Origin of the sequence: Pseudoalteromonas sp. XMcav2-N (genome assembly GCF_024124545.1) — a bacterium.
GTDB lineage: Bacteria > Pseudomonadota > Gammaproteobacteria > Enterobacterales > Alteromonadaceae > Pseudoalteromonas.
In genome coordinates this window covers 242,678-263,248 of sequence record NZ_JAMXSF010000001.1, presented here as the reverse complement: position 1 = coordinate 263,248, position 20,571 = coordinate 242,678, and the positions used below count along the sequence as shown (strand labels likewise).

The following is a 20,571-nucleotide window of genomic DNA, read 5'->3' as shown; positions in this document are numbered from 1 at the left end:
AGCTTGCGTTTTCGGCCTTCTCCTTGCATGATCGGCGCCTTTGATAGTCCGGAGACCTGAATCATGCCAAAAGCCTGTGCTTACCACATTTTAGTTAAAACCGAAAAAGAGTGCCTTGCCATTAAAGCCAAGCTTGCCAAAGGCGGCGATTTTAACAAACTGGCCAAACAGCATTCTCTGTGTCCGTCGAAAAAGCGCGGTGGCGATCTTGGTGAGTTTAATAAAGGCGATATGGTTAAAGCATTCGATGATGTGGTGTTCAAAAAGCCACTTTATGAAGTCCACGGCCCGGTCAAGACTAAGTTTGGTTACCACCTCATCAAAACGGTCTATCGCTCCTGAGGCATCATCGGTTTTCTCAATCATGGCTATCGATTTTTGACGGTTTCAATTTGCCTGCAGGCCGATATACTGATTACCAAGCTCAATGATTTGGAGAACCCTATGTTTACTGTGATTTTTGGCCGTGAAGGCTGCCCTTATTGTGTCCGTGCAAAAGATCTGGCAGAGCGCCTGAGCAATGAACGCGACGATTTTAAGTTTCGTTACATTGATATCATCAAAGAAGGCGTCAGCAAGGCAGATTTGGAAAAATCCGCAGGCAAGCCTTGTCCAACTGTACCGCAAATTTTCGTTGACCAGGACCACATTGGCGGCTTTACCGAGTTTGAAGCTTATGCCAAAGAGAATCTGGGCCTGTATCAGTAACACAGTGCCGTATCATCCTTGCCTGAGTCGCCATTAAGCTGCAATTCAGGCATGATTTTCCCTTAAAAATAGCCACTTATCTGTCAAGCTAACAATCAAGAAAAATAAATAAGTTTATTTTTTGACCAATATCAAATACCTACAAAATTAGTGCCAATTTATGCAAGCAATTGTTTTTTCTTTGCTGTACAATGCCGCCTCTTTTAACTTGTTGAGGCGCATTAATGTCAGAACCAGTCACGTTTGAATCTTTAGATCTTTCTCCTGCAATTTTAAAGGCAGTCGAAGAGCTGGGATATCAATCACCTTCTGAGATCCAGGCTCAATGTATACCGTTATTGCTAGAAAGAAAGGACGTGCTGGGACTAGCGCAGACGGGTACGGGCAAAACGGCGGCGTTCGCGTTGCCGCTATTAAACAATGTTGACGCATCCGTTAAGCAACCACAGATATTAGTATTGACTCCAACACGCGAACTGGCTTTACAGGTCGCGGAAGCCTTCAACCAATACGCAAAATACACCAAAGGTGTTGAAGTATTGGCTCTGTATGGCGGACAAAGCTATGGCGTGCAGCTAAGCGCACTACGCCGTGGCGCACAGATCATTGTGGCAACACCGGGTCGTTTGATTGACCATATTAACCGTAAGACCATCGATTTGTCGGATCTGAAAGCCTTAGTGCTGGACGAGGCCGATGAGATGCTACGCATGGGCTTTATCGATGATGTTGAAAGCATCATGGAAAAAACACCGGTAGAGAAGCAAACCTGTTTGTTCTCTGCAACCATGCCAAAGCAGATCCAATCTATTTGTTCTAAGTACTTAGATAACGCAGAGCAAGTAAAAATCACGCCACGTAACTCGACTGTTGACACAATTGAGCAAGTTTACTGGCGTGCAACGACGCATAAAAACAAAGCCATCGTACGTTTCTTAGAAGCGGAAGATTACGATGCATCTATCGTGTTTGTGCGTACTCGTAACGACACAGTTCAGCTGGCTGAACTACTTGAACGCGAAGGTTTCTCTGCGGCACCACTGAATGGTGACATGAACCAGCAAGCCCGTGAGCGTACGGTAGAGCGTTTGAAGAGCGGTCTGTTAGACATCGTTATCGCAACTGACGTTGCGGCGCGTGGTCTGGACGTAGATCGTCTGAGCCTGGTTATCAACTATGATATCCCGCAAGACAGCGAAGCTTATGTACACCGTATCGGCCGTACTGGTCGTGCTGGTCGTAAAGGTAAAGCTATCCTGTTCGTGAAAGGTAATGAACGTTACCTGCTACGTAACATCATGCGTCATACCCGCTCTGACATCGAGCAGGTTGAGCTGCCTAACGCGAAAGTCGTTGAGCAGAAGCGCATTGAAGCACTACAAAGCAAGCTAAGCCTGGCGCTGGATCACAAAGACATCGAGTTCTTCAGTGAAGTAGCACAGGGCATGGCTGAAAAACTGGAACTGAGCCAAACAGAGCTGGCCGCAGCACTTCTGTGCCTGGCACAGCAGCAGTCGCCGCTGAAAGTTCAGGAAATTCAGGTGCAACGTGAGCGTCGCGAGCGCGATGGTAACCGTGACGGTAACCGCGAGCGTCGTGGTGAACGTGGCGAGCGTGGTGAACGCAGAGGCAATGCACGTCGCAACACCGGTCCTATGGATACCTATCGTATCGAAGTAGGTCGTGAGCACGGCGTACAGGTAAAGAACATTGTTGGTGCAATTGCGAACGAAGCTGATATCTCAAGCAAGTTTATCGGTGAAATCCGTTTGTTTGATGAGCACAGCACCGTTCAGCTGCCTCAGGATATGCCAGCAGATACGCTGTCACACTTCCAAAGCGTTTACATTTGTCAGCGCCCAATGAAGATGACCAAAAGCACACACCCTGCCGATCAAGGCAATGGTGGTGAGCGTCGCGGTGGCGAACGCCGTTCAGGCGGTCGTGATGAGCGTCGCTTTGAAGGCCGTAACGAAGGCCGTGGTGATCGCAAGCGCAGCTTCAAAGATCCACGTGGTGACAAGCGTGACGGCAGACGCAAAGAGCGCGGCGAGATCAGCTTTTCATAATCTGACTTAAATAAAAAACCGCTTCAAATGAAGCGGTTTTTTTATGCCTGCGATTTATAAGTTGGCGAAATCCGGCAAGAACTATTCTGAATAGAACGCCAGGCACCCAGCGCATTAGCTACTGATCCAGTCGCGCGGATCGAATCGATAGTATTCGTTCAACAGATTAAATAATTCTGGGTTTTCCTGTTTCAGTTGCAGTGGCTTTTCAATGAAGGTTTCGGTGATCACCGCAAAAAACTCCGCTTCATTGGTCGCGCCATATTCATGTACCACGTGCGGCATATGATACGCCAGTTGCGTTTTAAGCTGCTGATAAGCGCGTGATAACACCTCTCCCCACTTTTTGTAGCTCATGCCCTTTGGCAGTTGTGGTGTGCCATTTGTCTGCCCCGTCTGTTGATCTAACTGGTGTGCAAATTCATGAAACACCAGGTTGTGACCATCTTCGGGCAGGCGGTTACCTTCCAGCACATCATGCCAGCTCAATACCAGTGTCCCCCCTGGCCATGACTCGCCCTGACGTACCACAGTATGAAAGCTCACCAGCCCCGCACTGTCACGACTATTCTGCCCGGCATAATAGCTGCTGGGGTACAATAAGATCTCTTTGACATTGGGATAGAGGGGCCACTGCTGATTGAGTACCAGTAAACAGGCATCTGCTGCAATAATGAGTGCCATTGCCCGATTAGTTTTCAAACCGTCACGACCCAGCAGACGTTTTTCGCCAAGAAACCACAAGATATGGCGCTCTAATCGTGCTCTGTCATGGTCGGTCATATTTCGATAAATCGGCATGTATCTGAGTAGCACCTGCCTGTCCAGTTCGCTAAGAGACTGGTCTGTGTATTTACGCTGCCAATACGCTCGTTTGAAGTCATCAAGGCGCCAGTAGATAACACAAAACATTATCAGGGCAATGAGTAGACTAATTTCTGTCATAGTAATTTCGTGTTGATATTTTAATTCTGAGATGCGCCCCACAGGCAGCCTTTTCAAGCTGGATTTGCTAAAATCTCAAACACTTTTAAAAAATATCTAACAGTATCAATTCCGTATGTCACTGCCAATCGAACAGATAAAAGCACAGTTTTGCAACTATTTAGCTCGCGGCAACGTTATTGTCGCTGCAGCCACGGGCTCAGGAAAGTCCACCCAACTCCCAGTATGGGCAGCGCAGCAAGGTCGGGTACTGGTGATCCAGCCTCGTCGTATCGCCTGTACCTCGCTGGCTGAATATGTCGCGCAGCAGCAAGGCAGCCCACTTGGAGAGCAGGTAGGGTATGCTATCCGCTTTGAAGGTCAGTTTAGAGAAAGTACAGAGATAGTATTCGCAACACCCGGCGTGGCGCTGCGCTGGTACTTTGAAAATCGACTGATTAATTTTGCTGTTGTCATGCTGGATGAATTCCATGAGAGACGCTGGGATATGGACTTGTTACTGGCAATGTTAAAACAACAAGCAGCCCATCGACTTATTGTTACCTCAGCAACTTTGTCAGCCGACAGACTCGCAAGTTATCTGGGTGCCCCTTTACTGACCTCTGAAGGAAAAATGTTTGACGTTGAAGAGCGTTTCCTGGCTAAAGACATGCGCGCTATGCCAAGCCGAGATATTCTGAGCGAACGCGTTAAGGCTGCCTGCGAGTACGCTTTACAACGCACTCAGGGCGATATCCTGGTTTTCCTGCCAGGTAAAGGCGAAATCATGCAATGTGCCGCCCAGGTTAAAGCGCTTGGGGCCTTAGTAATCCCTTTATTTAGTGGCTGTGCGCCAATAGATCAGCAAAGGGCACTGCAACAACAGGCGCAACAACGGATTATTTTGGCTACCAATGTTGCGGAAACCTCGCTGACCATTCCCAATATTACCTGTGTCATTGATTCGGGCTTGGAACGACGTACCCACCTGAGAAATGGCAAAACAGTGCTGGGCCTGGATGCTATTGGCAGAGATTCGGCAAAGCAGCGCCTGGGTCGCGCCGGACGGACTCAGGAAGGCCTCTGTTTGCGCCTCTATGGGCAATACGCACCACTGATAGAGAGAACCCCGCCCGAAGTACAAAGAGAAGCACTCACTGAGCTGGTACTGGCTGCAGGCTGTGCCACAGATGGCATCGACGCGCTGAGTTTTATCGACCCCCTGCCAGCCAGCTCAGCACAAAAGGCCCTTGATCTGCTCAGAAAGATAGGTGCCCTTGACGCGCACAATCGTGCTACTGAGCTTGGCAAGCAGCTCTACCCTTTGCCTGTCGATGTCGAGCTGGGTCACCTGATCACCCATATGCCCGACAACCGTCTGCGCCAGGCAATGATAGATGCTGTGGCCGTGATGTCGGTCCCTGCCCGCGTCTACCAGTTACCGAGTGATGCAGAGCAAATCGAGCAACTCTGCAAAGCGCTACCAAACAACTGTGATCTGGAGCTGGTAATAGCACTGATACGCGGCAAGGCCCCTTCCCTGCGTATCGAAGAAGAAGCCCTGCGCGAGGCCAGACAATTCAGTGCGCAACTAAGAGAGGCCTTCTCCCTGCCGCCTCTCGATAAAGCCGCAAGTTATGACAGGGATGCACTACTCACAGCGATCGCCTCTGCTCGACCGGACTGGTTATATATCAAAAGGCAAAATCGTCGCGGCGCATTCGGCAACGGTGTCAGCGAAGTCGTACCTGCCAAAGAATCGCGGATTGTCGATAACTGTGAAGCTATGATCGTAATGGACACATATGCGCTGGCGGGGAAAGGCATCAAACAGGCAACAACATTGGCTACTTTGTCGGCCCCTGTGCCTGTGTCCTTGCTGGCTCAATATGCACGCACAGAAACCATTCTGGAGCGCGCCTATTTACTCGAAGACAAAGTATGGGTTGAACAGGTAAAAACCTATGCCGGTACATCTGTGCAAAAGCAGACCCAACGTGCTGACGGTGCTATGCTCATTCCAGCCTGTGTTAGCCTGATTGAGCAAGATCTACTTTTCCAGGGGGTTTACAAACAAGTAAGCACCATGCTGGCGTATGAGGCGCTCTATCATCAACAACAGCAAGCAGAGACACCGCAACAACCGAAAGCGACCGAATGGATTGCACAGACTTTGACAGATCTCGGTGTAGAGACACCAGGGGACCTTACGCTGATAGATGTTGAGGATCTGTCTTATCACCCTATTGAGGACTGGATCATCAATCCTTTTATAGAAAAGTATCCGCTACAGGTTGAGTTACCTGAATTGGCCATGCTGGTTACTTACAGCTTTAGTGCCAAGCGTATTTTATTAGAGTACATCAGTGGAAACCGAAAAGATGCGCCGAAACGCTGGGAGTTGCCTGCCTGGCCGGGTTTTAAAATACGGTATAAAAAGGCCAGTAAAGTTGTGGAAATCAGATAGTATGTGCCCAAATATTCGGGTCATTGCTATTAAATATGATGTATTAGTTGTGAAAATGCGGACTGGCTAAAACCATTCCGCATGTACCGGTATATTCTTCAAGCCAAACTATCTAAAAGTCTTTCCCAGATAGCACTGCTCTTTGTGAATTAGCGACCTGCTCTCTTGCATACTCAAGCTCTTGACGGCGTACCCAAGCAGACGTACAACGTTTCGTAGGTATATTTGTTCCCAACAAACGAACTTTCTCACAGCGGTAACCCTCTCTTTCCGTGGATGTTATGGCATCATTGGACTTACATGCCGCTAACACACTTACCGAAAAGACAATTCCTACTTTGATTATATTTTTCATCGTCATTATTCCTTTAGTGTTGGATAATCTACAGCCTTAAAAGACATAAAAACTTTAAAATACAGTCAGCCTAATCTATTCCGTTACCTAGTGCTTAAAGGAAGCCTCCAGACCAAGACTTGGCCGATCACATTACAAACATTTCCACTTATAAATTATACGCAAAGGTCAAGTTGGTTTACGTAAGCAATATACTTAGCGTCTACCACCGATATTCAGCCATCACCAGATAAGACACTTCTCTGAGAGTTGCGGATCTGCTCTTGCGCTTCTGCACGCTCAGCAGCACGTTGTTGAGCCGTAGTGCATCGCTTCTTGGGAATACTTGAGCCCAGACTTCTGACTTGCTCACAGCGATAACTATCACGCTGGGCGGTTTCACCTGAACCATTTGACTTACACCCTGCGACAAAAAGTAACGATAACGCAAGTCCACTGGCAATAGTTTTATTTATCATAATTCATCCTTATTTATTTTTTGAGCTTACCCTACTAAAGGTACATTAAATTCTAAGCAAATATCAAGCATTATAATAAATTTGCGACATGAACTATAAAAAAATGAAAATAATAATTTAAATAGATGGAAAATTTAAAATCAGCCATGAAAAAATGAAAATACTCATATGCGATTGGTAATATAGAGTTTATTCAAGGGTTTTATATAGAGCTCGTAGCCTTCATAACTCACGCCATAAAGAAACACAGGCCCTCGAATCAAAAGACATGATATTTTTAACGATACGCCCTGAGAGTGTAGGTGCAGCTCATTTTTAACGCCGGTAGTGCTTTCACACAAGTAAGTAGTTGAGAGCAAATAATCAGCTTTAGACATTAGCCTATAGCTATATAAACTTTGTCAGCAAACAGATAGTCTTTTTTGGAAGTGGGGTCAGGGGATTACGACTGATACCCGTTTTCTTAATTAAGTGAAATTGGTCTTAACGCCCAGAGAGATAGGATGTGACAGTGCTGCAAACTGCGGGATTAGTATGCATAAAAAAACACTCGGTGCGGGCACCGAGTGTTTTTCATTCTAAAGCATTGTAGCTTTCTAATCTAACTTAGAAGCTGTAGTCAACGCTCAGGTAGAAGGTACGTAGGAACTGGTCATAGTAACGACCTTCGTAACCTACCAAGTGACCTTCTGCATCACCTAGTGAGAACGGAGGCTCTTTGTCAAACAAGTTCTTAACACCAGCTGTGATTACTGTGTTTTCAAAACCGTAGTAATCTACTTTGTAGTTAAATGTTGTGTGAGAAGGAACTTCTAACTGAACGTCACGGCTGTGAACTGCACCAGTTACAGTACCATCGTCGTTACGCACGTAGTCAGGGTTCTCGATTGTGCCGTACTGAACGTTAGTTTCAGCATCATGCCAGCCTGAACGGTAGTTAGCACGTAATGTGTGGCTGAAGTCACCAGTAGTCAACACTGTTTGAGCAGTGATAACGTTACGGAATACAACTTCTTCGTCAGCACCGTATTGACCTAGTGAACTTCTCCACTCGTCAGCTGTACCTGCTAGCGTGTACTCTTGCTTCACGAAGTAAGTACCTTGTAGTGAAGTCTTCAGTGTACCGAAGCTAAAGTCATTGTTCAGGTTAAGTTTCCAGTCAATACCTTCGTTGATGCTCTCACCGATGTTCAGAGGCTGAGAGATGAAGTATAGACGTTGACGGCTAGCGTTGTTTGGATCCGGCGCAAGTACGAACTGCTCATCATATAGTGCAGGGTTTGTAGTAAACGCGTACACTTCTGAAGGCTCATCTACACGGTTCTGAATGTCTACTTTCCAGTAGTCCATTTCAAATGTAAATGCGTTGCTAGGCGCGTATACAAAACCAAGTGACCACTGGTCAGATGTTTCTGGCTCTAGGTTCGCGTTACCACTGTTAAACAGGTTGTACTGAATAGGCGCTGTACTACAACCGCTCTTACGAGCATCAGATACCGGACATGTATACGGTGCACGTGTTACACCACCGTAGTTTTGCGGCTGTGCAATTTCAAGCATAGTTGCTGAACGGAAACCTGTACCGATTGAACCACGAAGTACCAGGTCATCAGTTGCATTGTAACGTAAGCTCAGCTTATAAGTAACATCGCTTTCGTCATCATTTGCAGTGATTTGCTGAACAGTCTGAGACGCGTCATTTTCATCGATGTAGTGATTGTTATCAACACCACCAATCATGTCGTAACGAACAGCTGCAGAAAGCATCAGGTCTTCAAGCAGAGGTACCTGGAATTCAGTGAATGCACCGTAAGTAGTACGCTCAAGGTCGAATACTGGATCGCCACCTGCACCCCAACGCTCATCTTTTACGTTTTCAGCAGAAGGAATGTTTTCGTAAGTGTTTACACGGTAGTCAACACCGTAACCAATGTACACTTCACCCGCAGGTAATTCGAACAGAGGCTGAGACGCGCGGAAGTCCCAAGCAATTGAGCTTGTTTTCCAAGTCTGGTTCAGGTGACGCCATTTGCTTGCTTCAAGTGCAGCAAGGCCTGCATCGCTCATTTCACCTGGAAGAGCGAATACATCAATAGTACCGTTAGCAATATCGCCTACCCAGTTTGCGTAGAAGTGACCGTCAGAGAAAGTCTCATCACGCTCTGCACCTGAGATAGCCAATGCAGTGCTGAAGTCAACGTTATCGAACAATACACCTTCAAGGCCGAATGAAGAGTTGAAAGTTGTAGTGTCATAAGTTGATGTACGGTTACCACCTGGTAGTGCACGCCATGAAGCATATACTTCAGTAGCACGCGCTTTTTGGTCGTCAGTCAGGTGAGGAGCAACATACTTAGTATACGCTTCACCAGTAGTACCGATTGGAATACCACCCGTTGGGTTAGGCGCGATACGAGACGTCATTGAGAAGTCAGTGTAGCTCACTGTAGCAAATGCTTTGATGTCTTCAGACAGGTCAAAGTTACCGTGAACCATGAATGAAGTACGCTCGCTCTCAGGAACGATTTCTAGCGTACTTGTGTAGTCAAACATACACTGTTCAGACGAAGGATCTTTTGCATTGTCTGCTGCACAGCTACCGTTGCTTGATAGGTACGGGTTGAATGAATAAGTATCTTCACCTTCACCGAACTCAACTTCAACGTTTGCCGGGATAGCGTTTGGAGAACCATTGATAGAGAAGTAGCTCTGACCTTCGTGTGCGAACTCTAGCAGACCTGTTTTAGCGAAGTCACGGTCTTTAGAACGCAGCATTTCTTGAGTATCGTGCGACACTGTGAATAGAAGGCTGAAACCGTCAGCGTCATAATCACCGAAACCTGTTGTGAAACTGATGTTAGTCGTTTCACCACCACTGCGAGGACGGTCTGTTCTTGCAGAGATAGTTGACATTTCAACTTCGTCTTTCAGGATGAAGTTGATAACACCGGCGATAGCGTCAGAACCGTAGATAGCTGAAGCACCGTCAGTCAGAACTTCAACACGCTCTACTGCAGCAAGAGGGATACTGTTGATATCAACAGAGCTACCAGAGAACTGAGAAGCGATACGACGACCGTTCAGAAGAACCAGCGTGTACTCTGAGCCCAGACCACGAAGTGACGCAGTTGCAGTACCAGCACCGCCGCCACCAACTGAAGATACAGGAGTTGTGAAACCCTGCATCGAAGGAATTTGAGTAATCAAGTCAGGTACTGATGTTACACCAGTAGCCTTGATGTCTTCAGAGCTAATGATGTTTACAGGAAGTGCACCAGCAAGGTCAGTGCCCTTGATGCTTGAACCTGTTACTTCGATTTTTTCAATCTTTTCTTCTGCTTCTTCAGCATTTACTGCAAAAGCTGTAGCAGAAGCCGCGCCGTACATTAGCGCTAAGCGGACCGCTTTCGTGATCTTGCTATTTAACATTTGTTTTCTCCCTGGCTTTAAATATTTCTTTAAAGCTTTGTTTTTATGTATTTTCTTACTTTTATATGGGTAACAAGTGAATACACTTTTAGCCATATTGGTGAAACATACTAATCGCATGAAAAACAAAAGGTCAACAACCTTTTTCAAAATCGGAATAAAAACACCTCGAAAAAAACAATAAAAACCTTAAATAACAAAAAGATACATTGAAAAAATTATCTTACACTTTATTTTACACTCAAACTGCCTCTTTTTTGAGCTAAAAGCAGCAGGATACATGGTGACAGGGTACCAATTTTATCTGCATTTCGGGGGGTTCAGACTGAGGTTTTACGCCTTTTAACAAGTTAGCACTCAGAAACCTTGCACAGAGGACAATAGACCGCTCACTTGTCTCTTTGAAACAGTTAAATTATTGTTATAACTGCAATAGAAAATTTGTGCAATTCTACAAGTCCCTCGGTATTAGAAAGTGAACTGGCTATTTGTCACACAAATCCCACCTTCCATTCTCCCTGCATAAATCCAATTTTAGGTACACTTTCATCAGATGCTTTTCTTTTGTGCTCAGCACACATGAGCAAAAATAGCCTTTCACTGTGACCTTTAACAACTCTTGCGCACAGAAAAATGATTGTTGCTTTATGCGGTAACATTTCCTTGCTTCGATTACACTTGTTGTTTAACGGCAAACTCTGTCGCCATTAAAAGCGAGGCTTTGCTGAGTCAAACATCAATCTGAAGTACCAAGTCTGCCCTATCGGGAGCAGGTTTTCAGAACCATCCACAGTGAAACTTTGTGGCCGTCATGAACTCGGTTTTCAAAGGGGTTAGTCTGAGAGTTTTGGTCGGTTGCGATATGGCTTTGTACCATAAATCTGCTGACACACTTTCCGCGGTATGGGTGTTTATCATCTGGGAACGACAGGCGACTGTCTTGGTAAAATGCTCTGCGGTCACACGTCGCAATAATAAGCGTTTTAACTATCCTAACTGTGCAGAAAAGGACATTTCGATGCATTTCGTGGTGCACATAAAAAAATCCGACCTCATTTCTGAAATCGGATTTTTATATTTTAAGGCGCGCTTAAAACGCGCTCAGGTTCAATTCGCAGGTCAGCAAATTAGAAGCTGATGTTATATCCTGCAAAGATTTCGCGACCAATGTGGCCAGCGTTGTAGATTGCATAGTCTTCGTAGAAGCCCTGGCTATCGTACACCACACCTTTGTCAAACAGGTTGCGTGCACCCAGAGTGAACGTACCATATCCATCGCTGTAATACTTCATGTTCAGGTTGTGCGTTACATAAGTCGGAAGCGAGCCATCGTATACATTGTACGGTTCTTTACCATCTACTTTAACAACAGACTGCGTCTCGTAAGTATCAGCAATGATGTCTGTAGTCCAGTTAACTGTGTAGTTATCAACTGCGTAGTTGATAGTGAACTGAGAACGCCATTCAGGTGTTTCCGGCGCGCCCTTCTCATCTTCACGTGGACCGGTGAAGTAGACATCTTCGCCCACTTCTGTCAGCAATGTGGTTACATTTCTGAACTTGAAGTCACCAAAAGCAGTTTCTAACTTGTAAGATAGGTCAATATCGAACCCTTTACGAGACATAGAAGCGCCATTCGCATACTGAGTATACGCTTTTGAGATAGCTCCATTCGCGCCGCGCTCAATGTCTACATACGGGTATCTTGCCTGAACCTCGTCCAGTTTACCGGCATTTTCAATATGCACCAGATCCTGAGCGGTAATGATTGAGATGACATTATCGATTTCAAGTTCAAAGTAATCCACTTTGATTGAGACATCTTCAAAGCCAGAGTAAACCACACCCAGGTTTATATAGGTTGATTCTTCCGGGCCTAGCTGGTCATTGCCCTTACGCATTTCGCTTACCTGTCCCGTAGAGCAATCCACAGCTGCAATACCTTGAGCTTTACAGCTTACATAGTCTGTCACACGTGGGCTACCTTTAGAATCTCTAGCATTCAGCTCTTTAAGGGATGGTGCACGGAAACCTTCAGAGTATGACGCACGAAGTAGCAGATCATCCATAGGCCGGTAGTCCAGCTTCACACTTGGGTTGCCTTCACCACCAAAGTCGCTGTAATCGTCATAACGATATGCCGCGCTCAGAGTCAGATTTTCCAGAATAGGGAATGCCACTTCATAGAATACTGCGGTTACATCACGCTCACCAGCGCCAGAGCCACCTGCATCACCACCGATCAGACCGGCTTCGTTTTGTGCATCGTAACGTTGATTCAGTGTCATATCGAAGTATTCAGCACCCACATAGTGCGAAATCACGCCAGCTTCCAGCTCACCCAGTTCAAAGCCCAGGCCCGCAAACACATGATCCAGTTCGCTCTGGCTTTCTGTGTAAGTAGTGGCACGCATATTCGCTTTTCCCTCTTCAGAGTCCAGTGAAATATTATTCAAAATGTTGTGCGACAAACCAGCAACACTCAGGTAATAACGACCAGCTGTACGGTAATCTAGCTTAGCTTTGTGGTAAGACACTTCCCACTCAGCGGTATCACCGAACATACCCTTCAGACCAAGTGTATAATCCTGCTGGTAATCCGTCACTTCACCATCACGGTTGCCGGTTTGGTGCCAGCGGAAATAACCATTTGCAACTTCACCCGTTGGGTTTAATGGGAAGTCAGCCGCCATTTTTTCAAAGTAATCCGCAGGTGGCGCATAGCGGCCAAATGAGTCGTTACGGCTAAACATAGCACGCGCATACAACTCTAGATCGTCAGCTAGTTCATAGTTGACACTGGCCATCGCTGAATCGCGCTTTGTTGAGGCCATATTGGCTGACACGTCAGCAAAAGCAAAACCACAAACTTGACCACCTCCGATACCACCTTTACCCGTCCCCTGGTCTAGAACACCGACAAAGCCAGGTACGGTTTTTGTTAGTTCGTCACACTTGGGTGAGGCGATATAACCACCACCAGAGGTTTTTCTAAATGTTTCACCATAATGGCTAATACCTACGGTTTCATCACCAAGAGAGATCAGGCCATCACCATTTTTGTCTTCCATAGACGCAGCCGTGTAGCTACGGTCACGGTCAAAAATTGGGTTACGCTGCTGGTGATCATAGACAAAGGTAATGTTACCTCTGTCAGAACTTACGCCAAATGCCATTGACATTTGCTTAGAGTCTGCACCTTCTGCTTCAGGGCGACCGACCTGGATATCGAAAGACACACCTTCGAAATCTTTTTTCAGGATAACGTTGATAACGCCGGCAATCGCGTCAGAACCATAGATAGCTGAAGCGCCATCTTTAAGAATTTCGATACGCTCTACCGCCGCCATTGGGATTGAGCTCAGGTTAGCACCACCGCCATTTAGTGAAGGTGAACTACCCATACGCTTACCGTCGATCAGTACCAAAGTACGACCCGCGCCGGCACCCAGCAAGCTTACTGTTGACTGTGACTGACCGCTGTTACCAGAACTTGGGATAACAGAACCAAAGCTGTTAGAAGTCACGCTTTGCAGTGCTTCGGCAACAGAGACTCGGCCCTGACCTTCGAATTCAGCGGTAGAGATAACTTCAACCGGGCTTGCACCTTCCATGTCGACACGCTTGATACGCGAGCCTGTGATTTCAATGCGTTCTACTTTTTCGACACCGTCTTGTGCAGTGGCTGACTGTGCAATCACAGCCGTAGACGCAGCACCAAATGCCAGTGCTAAACGCACGGCCTTAGTTACTTTAGTGTTCAACATGTGTTTTCTCCCTGGGCTTACTCGTGGCGGTAAGCATGAGTATTGTTGGTATTTATAACGAGCTTGCTGAGTCTAATTTCAGCAGGCTCTGAATTTTCGCGACGGATACTAATCGCGACCTGTGTTAAGCGTCAAACCACCACGACTTAACAGACAGGCACACCAAAAATACAATCAAAACCCAAGGATTTAACAGCCCTTTAAAGTTAATTACCACTCACTTCAAAGTAAATGCATTTTTTAATTGAATTCACAAAAGGGCTGTTCACAAAAAATGCAAGGAGCAATGTCAGGAAATAAATGCAAGTCGCATTTTGGTTAATAAAAATATTTTAAAATTCAGTCTGTTCGCTGTTTTTTTATGCAAAAAAATTCAACCAAACAATCCATTTTCAAAAAAGTTAGTATGTATTTACATTCAAATAAAGCTTTACCGATGGTGGGATTCTAACGGTGAGTGGCAAATAGACTGAAAAAAAGATTTGCTTACAAGCGGCTAAAGAACCGCTTGCACGCAATTACAAATCTGAGGACAGATCCAGCGTCCGCTGGCCATGTAACGTGATGGCCTCCAGATCGATATCCGGTAGCATTTGATAAATAGGCAAGATCTGTTTTTCTATATAATGACTGTAATCCGGATTGACTAACGCTCCGCTTACCAGTTTAGGGCCAGACCTACTAATATAGTAAGCAACCTGGCTTCCTTTTGAGAGTGCCCTGTTGATACCCTTACTATGTGCCTCTTTTGCCGCCCTGACATGTGGCGGAATATTCTTAACGTAGGCATTAAGGGGCTTACCCAGACGTTTCTTATAGATGAGCTTGTTATCTGCCTGGCCACTGTTGATCAAGGCAATATACTGCTCCGTTACTGAAATCACATCCAGGCCATCAAACAGGGCTCTGATGACCGCCTGTTGGTACTCTTTCGCAATTTCAGTCCAGTCACTGCGCACCGTTTCCAGTCCTTTAAACACCAGTTCTCTGCCCTGTTCTGTTTGGATTTGACCAACATAGCGTTTTTTAGACCCTGTTTCCTGACCCCGGATAGTAGGCATAAAGAAGGGGCTATAATGTGTTTCAAACTCAATTTCCAGATAATTTGGCAAATTGAAATGACACTCAATGTGTTTAGCCCAGCGCAGATTGATTTCCTTCATCAGACTTTTACCTAGTTGCTGACATTGAGCAGCAGACAAGCAGTCAGGCACACATACAAAGGTGGAATCCGTATCACCATAAATAACTTCATATCCCATCTCTTCAATCCAGCCTCGTGTGGTTTGCATAATCTCGTGACCACGCAGGGTAATAGAACTGGACAATCGGGGATCATAAAACCGGCAGCCCCGTGACCCCAGAACACCGTACAGGCTATTCATAATAATTTTGATGGCCTGTTGCAGCATTTTCTCGCCCCGGTCTTTAGCCTCCTGGCGTGCCTGCGCCAGCTGTGCGACTAACCTAGGTAGATGGTGCTGAGTGCGGGAAAAAGCCCCCTTATTAAAACCGGGGATAGCATCCTGAGGCGACTTGAGTCCTTCTATCAAACCCATAGGGTCGATATGAAAGGTGCGTATAATGGAGGGATAGAGGCTTTTGAAATCGAGTACCAATACATTTTGATACAACCCCGGCCGAGAATCCATCACATAGCCCCCAGGGCTGTCAAATGTCAGGCCATGCTCACCCAGATTAGGTGCAATATACCCACTACGGTGCAATAAGGGCAGGTATAAATTGGTGAATGCAGCCACTGATCCACCCATACGCTCCAACTCCAAGCCCGTTAACTGTGTACGGGCGATAGCAAACTCCAGCAAAGACAGCTTAGTAAATATATCCCAGACCAGCACACAGTCCTGCAAGTTATAACTCGCCAGTGCCGGCTTATCCTTATGAAACAGGCGTATGATCGCGTCGAGCCTGTCGTCTTGTTCGATTAATTTACTTGTCCCCAGCACTTGCTGAGCGACATAAGCCAACTTAAAGGTTTCAAAATGGTAGGTGGCATTTTTCATGGTATCTATACCATCCAGTACCACCCGACCCGCTATGAGTACCCGGGTAAAGTTCCCTTTCGATACTTGCGTGGGGGTACCATCTCGCCCAAAACTCAGCGAGACACCCAACGCTTCAGCCCTTTCATTTAATACCGCACAGTCAAACTCAATGACGTTCCAACCGATGATCACATCCGGATCCATGCGGTTAACTTCCTCAACCAGAGCCTGCAATAATGACAACTCATCAGCAACCCAGCGCACATTGACTTCTGCGGTTTCTGGCTCGCCTATCATAATTACAAGCCGTTGTGACTCCGTGACCAGCCCAACAGAGAACAACACACCTTCCCCGCTGCATTCAATGTCCAGCGACAACATAGACAACTCAGGGACAAATTGCGGCGATGGTTTTAGCCGTGCTTGTCGGATTTCTGTGTATCCTGCTTTTTTTACAGCATGGCCAGATATCCAGGCTCCTCCGCGAATAAACCGTTCCATCAGGTACCTGTCGGCATGACGAATATCCGCCTCATACAGAATAATATGATCGGTCAGACTCTCTTTAATCTGATAGAAATCACTCAAAGTAGAGCAATACAAACCGGTAACCGGTGACTGGTCGAGGTGTTTGAGCGTTAACGGCTTAAATTCAACGCCAGAGGTGACTCCGGCCAAACGGGAACGGGCTTTTTCAGCATCTGAAGTGCGGATAAACAACACTGCCTGCTGCGGCTCAGTGATCACTTTTAGCAAGCCTTGCGCAGATTTAAACCAGTAACACAGGTGCAATCTGTTGTTTAGATGGATCTGTTGCCGTGAAAGGATAAAGCCCTGATATACCGCTTGTGCCAAAGGGGATCCCCGCCTAGAATAGAATACCTGTAATTATATCCATACTTTTTTGCTTAAGCGATCCTACATGCTGTCAGATTCTCTAAAAAAAACCATACGTCAGGCGCACACCAACATTGCCGAACAACTCGAAGGCTTCCGCCCTCGCGCCGGACAGAACTATCTGGTTGCAGAAATCGCTAAAACCTTGGGTGGTGACTATCACAAATCTCAACGTATCTGTGTGATTGAAGCAGGGACCGGTACGGGTAAGTCACTGGCATACTGCCTGGGGGCTCTGCCCATGGCACTGGCAAAAAAGAAAAAACTGATCATCTCAACTGCCACCGTTGCGCTACAGGAACAATTACTCAATAAAGAACTGCCCTTTTTTAAGGAACACTCCGGCCTCGATTTTAAATTTGATCTCGTTAAAGGTCGCCAGCGTTATATCTGTGTGCAAAAACTAATGGCTGCAGTGAGCGGTGAAGAAACGCAAATGTCTCTGATGCCGACAACCAGCTCCCCTTTGTCGGCAATGGAACAGCGCTGCTTACAAGAACTGGCAAAAGCCTATCAGGATAAACGCTGGCAAGGTGACAGAGACAGTTGGGCCGATACCATCCCGGACAAAGTCTGGAACCTCATCGCCTGCGATAAACATGCTTGCCAACGACAGCTGAAATCTCACAACTTATGTCCTTTTCACCTGGCCAGGCAGAAAATCGCACAAATGGATGTACTGGTGATCAACCATGCCCTTTTACTTGCCGATCTGGAACTCGGTGGCGGCACCATTTTGAGTGACCCGGAAGAGACCTTTTACGTTATCGACGAGGCTCACCATTTGCCGCATATTACCCGGGACTTCTCATCCGCAGCAGCAACGATTAAAGGTACGATAGAGTGGCTGGACAAACTGCTCAAGTTCAGCGGTAAAATGGCCAATGTTGTCGTGTCACAAAAAGCCATCGGGCAAAATTTCAAGCTCAATGACGCAGCCAATGATGCGGGCAAAGTACTCCGACAGGTCAGAGACATGCTGGATCAATCTGACTATAACTACAACGATGATGATACCCATCGTTTTTTGCATGGCGAAGTGCCGGAGCAACTCAAAGAGCGCGCCAAAGACATCGCCGATGCCACTCAGGATGCACTGCGCACACTGAGCAAAATGCATGATGCGTTGACCCTGGATGTTAATGATGGTGACGTCCAGGGCTTTATTGCCGATCCCATACTGGCAGAAAGCGGTCAGTATATTAATCGTCTCGAGCAGCTCAATAAGTTATGGTTCAGCTACGCCACAAAAGGTGAAGGCACGCCACATGCACGCTGGATAAAACGTCTGGACTACAAGCACCATCATGACTACCTATTGTGTGACTGTCCCATTGAAGTGGGGTTTTATCTGAAAGATAACCTTTGGCGCGAATGTGCCGGGGCCGTGTTATGTTCTGCCACGCTAAGTGCTATGGGTAACTTCGACCACTTTGCGCGAGAAAGCGGACTCAGCAACGAACCTGGTGTCAAATATATCAAAGCCGATTCTCCCTTTGATTATGCCAAACAAGCCAAGCTGCATATTCCACAGACCAAAACGGAACCTACAGACAAAGCCTTCAGTGATTATCTTGCAGAAGCGCTACCCGACTATCTGGACAAGAAAAAGGCTAACCTGGTGCTGTTTGCCTCCTACTGGCAAATGGATCACGTGGTTGCCAAACTGCGCAAACAAAACTGGCAGATCCTGGTGCAGGGCGAACTGTCCCGAGAAGAGCTGCTCAAGCGCCACCGCGCCGCCATTGATTTAGGCGCGGGTAGTATTTTATTTGGTACTCAGAGTTTGTCTGAGGGGTTAGACTTGCCAGGCAAGTACCTGGAGAACCTGGTGATCACTAAGATCCCCTTTGCGGTTCCTACGTCACCAGTTGAAGAGGCACAGGCTGAATTCATTCAGTCTAAAGGAGGAAATCCATTTTTATCGATTACGGTGCCAGATGCTGCCAAGAAATTAGTCCAAAGCTGTGGTAGACTGCTGCGCAAAGAAACGGATTCTGGCCGCATCACCATACTCGACAGACGCCTGGTCACCAAACGATATGGCAAGGCGATGCTGGACACGCTGCCACCCTTTGCGAAACAAATAGACTGATCCATGCTCGAATTTGCTTTAGACCCAGCCACCTTGGCGTTGTTATGTACGGTTGCACTGGCCGCAGGATTCATTGATGCGATCGCCGGGGGTGGTGGTATGCTCACTGTGCCCGCCCTGCTCACTGCGGGCCTGCCTCCACACATGGCACTGGGCACCAATAAGCTTGCAGCCAGCTTTGGTTCTTTAACAGCCAGCTTTACTTATTACAAAAAAAACCTCTTTAACCCGAGGTTTTGGGCAGCTTCCGTGCTCGCCACCGCCATTGGCGCTGCTCTGGGCACTTTATTGGTCGACTCACTCAGTATTGAGTTCCTGAATAAGCTTATTCCTGTCATTATTTTGCTGGTTGCTCTGTATAGCCTGTTTGGCAGAATGAGCCACAGTGATTCCATAGACTTGCCCGAAAAAACCGCCGTACTCAAGGTCAAACAGTGGCTGCAAGGCCTGGCACTGGGATTTTTCGATGGCCTGGCAGGTCCAGGGACCGGCACTTTCTGGACCGCATCCAATGATATGCTTTATAAGATGAGCCTGCTGCTTAATTGCGGTCTTGCACGTTCGATGAATTTTGTTTCGAACTTTATTTCCCTGATCACTTTCGTTGCACTGGGTCATGTAAATTACCTGCTGGGCCTGGCTATGGGCGCATTTTTGATGCTGGGTGCTTGGCTTGGGGCGCATTCAGCGATAAAGTTTGGTAGTCGGCTGATCAAACCCCTGTTTAATACTGTGGTGATTATCCTGACAGCAAAACTTATTTTTGAGGCCTATATGGTATGAGTCAGCCACTGGAGAAACTCAGGCAGCGCGTTGAAGAGTTGCAACATCACGCCCAGCAGTTTGATAACGCAAAATGGTTTGATAAAAACCGTTATATTCAGTCACAACCCAGCCTGTTTGACAGTCATGTGTTTCGTAGTAAAAGCCTCAAACTCAGCGACTATGTAGATGAAGTCAAAGAAGCGCTGGCACATTTGCCTCCGCAGTCGCAACGCCATGCGCTGCAATATGCCGTAGAACACATCGGTGAACAGATTGAAGCCATCATTAAAGTGCTGAAATCAACCCCCGTGTGGGCGAAAGAAAACCGTTTCCAGCCCCATAAGAAGGCAAAAGTCTTTCGTCAGGCCGTCAAAAAGATCATGCAGCCTACCCATGAACTTTATCAGGAATTGTCCCAAAACCATGAATTTGAAAGGCGCCTGCAAGAAATGATCTCGCTGCGTCAGGATCAGCTGATAAAAGCAACGCCAGAGCAGGCCAGTCAGCTCAATAAAGAAATTCTTGCGCTACATGGTCGGCTCGGGCGATGTCGCAAGGCCATCAGTGCCACTGAAGATAAAATCCAGCAAAAAGAAAAACAGACCCGCTTCTGATATGGAAAATTGCCTCC

At 46.8% G+C, this 20,571-nt stretch carries 12 protein-coding genes; 7 read left to right on the top strand and 5 right to left on the bottom strand.

Going from position 1 to position 20,571, the window contains the following annotated elements; translation table 11 throughout:
- Positions 1-63 precede the first annotated feature (63 nt).
- The 3 genes from NH568_RS00865 (at position 64) to NH568_RS00855 (ending at position 2,777) form a co-directional block, all read left to right on the top strand.
- A complete protein-coding gene (locus tag NH568_RS00865) occupies positions 64-342 on the top strand; it encodes a peptidylprolyl isomerase (RefSeq protein WP_010382504.1) in 279 nt (92 codons plus the stop codon).
- A 102-nt stretch (positions 343-444) separates the two neighbouring features.
- Positions 445-708 (top strand): GrxA family glutaredoxin, encoded by a 264-nt coding sequence (locus NH568_RS00860; RefSeq protein ID WP_054014130.1) that lies wholly within the window; start codon positions 445-447, stop codon positions 706-708.
- Between the two features lie 224 nt (positions 709-932).
- Positions 933-2,777, top strand: a complete 1,845-nt coding sequence (locus tag NH568_RS00855) for a DEAD/DEAH box helicase (protein ID WP_253043913.1) — start codon at positions 933-935, stop codon at positions 2,775-2,777.
- Positions 2,778-2,891: 114 nt separating this feature from the next.
- Here the strand turns inward: NH568_RS00855 and NH568_RS00850 are convergent, their stop codons facing one another.
- A complete protein-coding gene (locus NH568_RS00850; RefSeq protein WP_253043910.1) occupies positions 2,892-3,722 on the bottom strand; it encodes a M90 family metallopeptidase in 831 nt (276 codons plus the stop codon).
- Positions 3,723-3,837: 115 nt separating this feature from the next.
- Here NH568_RS00850 and NH568_RS00845 point away from each other — a divergent pair, with 115 nt between their 5' ends.
- Positions 3,838-6,168, top strand: coding sequence for a helicase-related protein (locus NH568_RS00845; protein ID WP_253043908.1), 2,331 nt, complete (start codon positions 3,838-3,840; stop codon positions 6,166-6,168).
- A 570-nt stretch (positions 6,169-6,738) separates the two neighbouring features.
- Here NH568_RS00845 and NH568_RS00840 read toward each other — a convergent pair.
- From NH568_RS00840 to NH568_RS00825, 4 genes are all read right to left on the bottom strand, one after another.
- The gene (locus NH568_RS00840; protein ID WP_253043906.1) at positions 6,739-6,981 is read right to left on the bottom strand and encodes a hypothetical protein; all 243 of its coding nucleotides are present in this window, start codon (positions 6,979-6,981) and stop codon (positions 6,739-6,741) included.
- Between the two features lie 606 nt (positions 6,982-7,587).
- Positions 7,588-10,410 carry a TonB-dependent receptor gene (locus tag NH568_RS00835; protein WP_253043904.1) on the bottom strand — a complete coding sequence of 941 codons (2,823 nt, stop codon included), beginning with the start codon at positions 10,408-10,410 and terminating at the stop codon, positions 7,588-7,590.
- A gap of 1,127 nt (positions 10,411-11,537) precedes the next feature.
- Positions 11,538-14,177 (bottom strand): TonB-dependent receptor, encoded by a 2,640-nt coding sequence (locus NH568_RS00830; RefSeq protein WP_253043902.1) that lies wholly within the window; start codon positions 14,175-14,177, stop codon positions 11,538-11,540.
- 518 nt (positions 14,178-14,695) lie between these two features.
- On the bottom strand, positions 14,696-17,038 hold the full coding sequence (locus NH568_RS00825; protein ID WP_253043900.1) for a DNA polymerase II: 2,343 nt from the start codon (positions 17,036-17,038) through the stop codon (positions 14,696-14,698).
- Between the two features lie 67 nt (positions 17,039-17,105).
- Here NH568_RS00825 and dinG point away from each other — a divergent pair, with 67 nt between their 5' ends.
- Genes dinG through NH568_RS00810 form a run of 3 tightly spaced genes read left to right on the top strand, consistent with a single transcriptional unit; the run spans position 17,106 to position 20,554 of the window.
- Entirely contained in the window at positions 17,106-19,175 is a 2,070-nt protein-coding gene (gene dinG, locus NH568_RS00820; RefSeq protein WP_253043898.1) for an ATP-dependent DNA helicase DinG, read from the top strand.
- 3 nt (positions 19,176-19,178) lie between these two features.
- On the top strand, positions 19,179-19,958 hold the full coding sequence (locus tag NH568_RS00815; RefSeq protein WP_253043896.1) for a TSUP family transporter: 780 nt from the start codon (positions 19,179-19,181) through the stop codon (positions 19,956-19,958).
- Positions 19,955-20,554 (top strand): primosomal replication protein, encoded by a 600-nt coding sequence (locus NH568_RS00810; RefSeq protein WP_253043894.1) that lies wholly within the window; start codon positions 19,955-19,957, stop codon positions 20,552-20,554. The genes NH568_RS00815 and NH568_RS00810 overlap by 4 nt, the downstream gene beginning before the upstream one ends.
- The last annotated feature ends 17 nt before the right edge of the window (positions 20,555-20,571 follow it).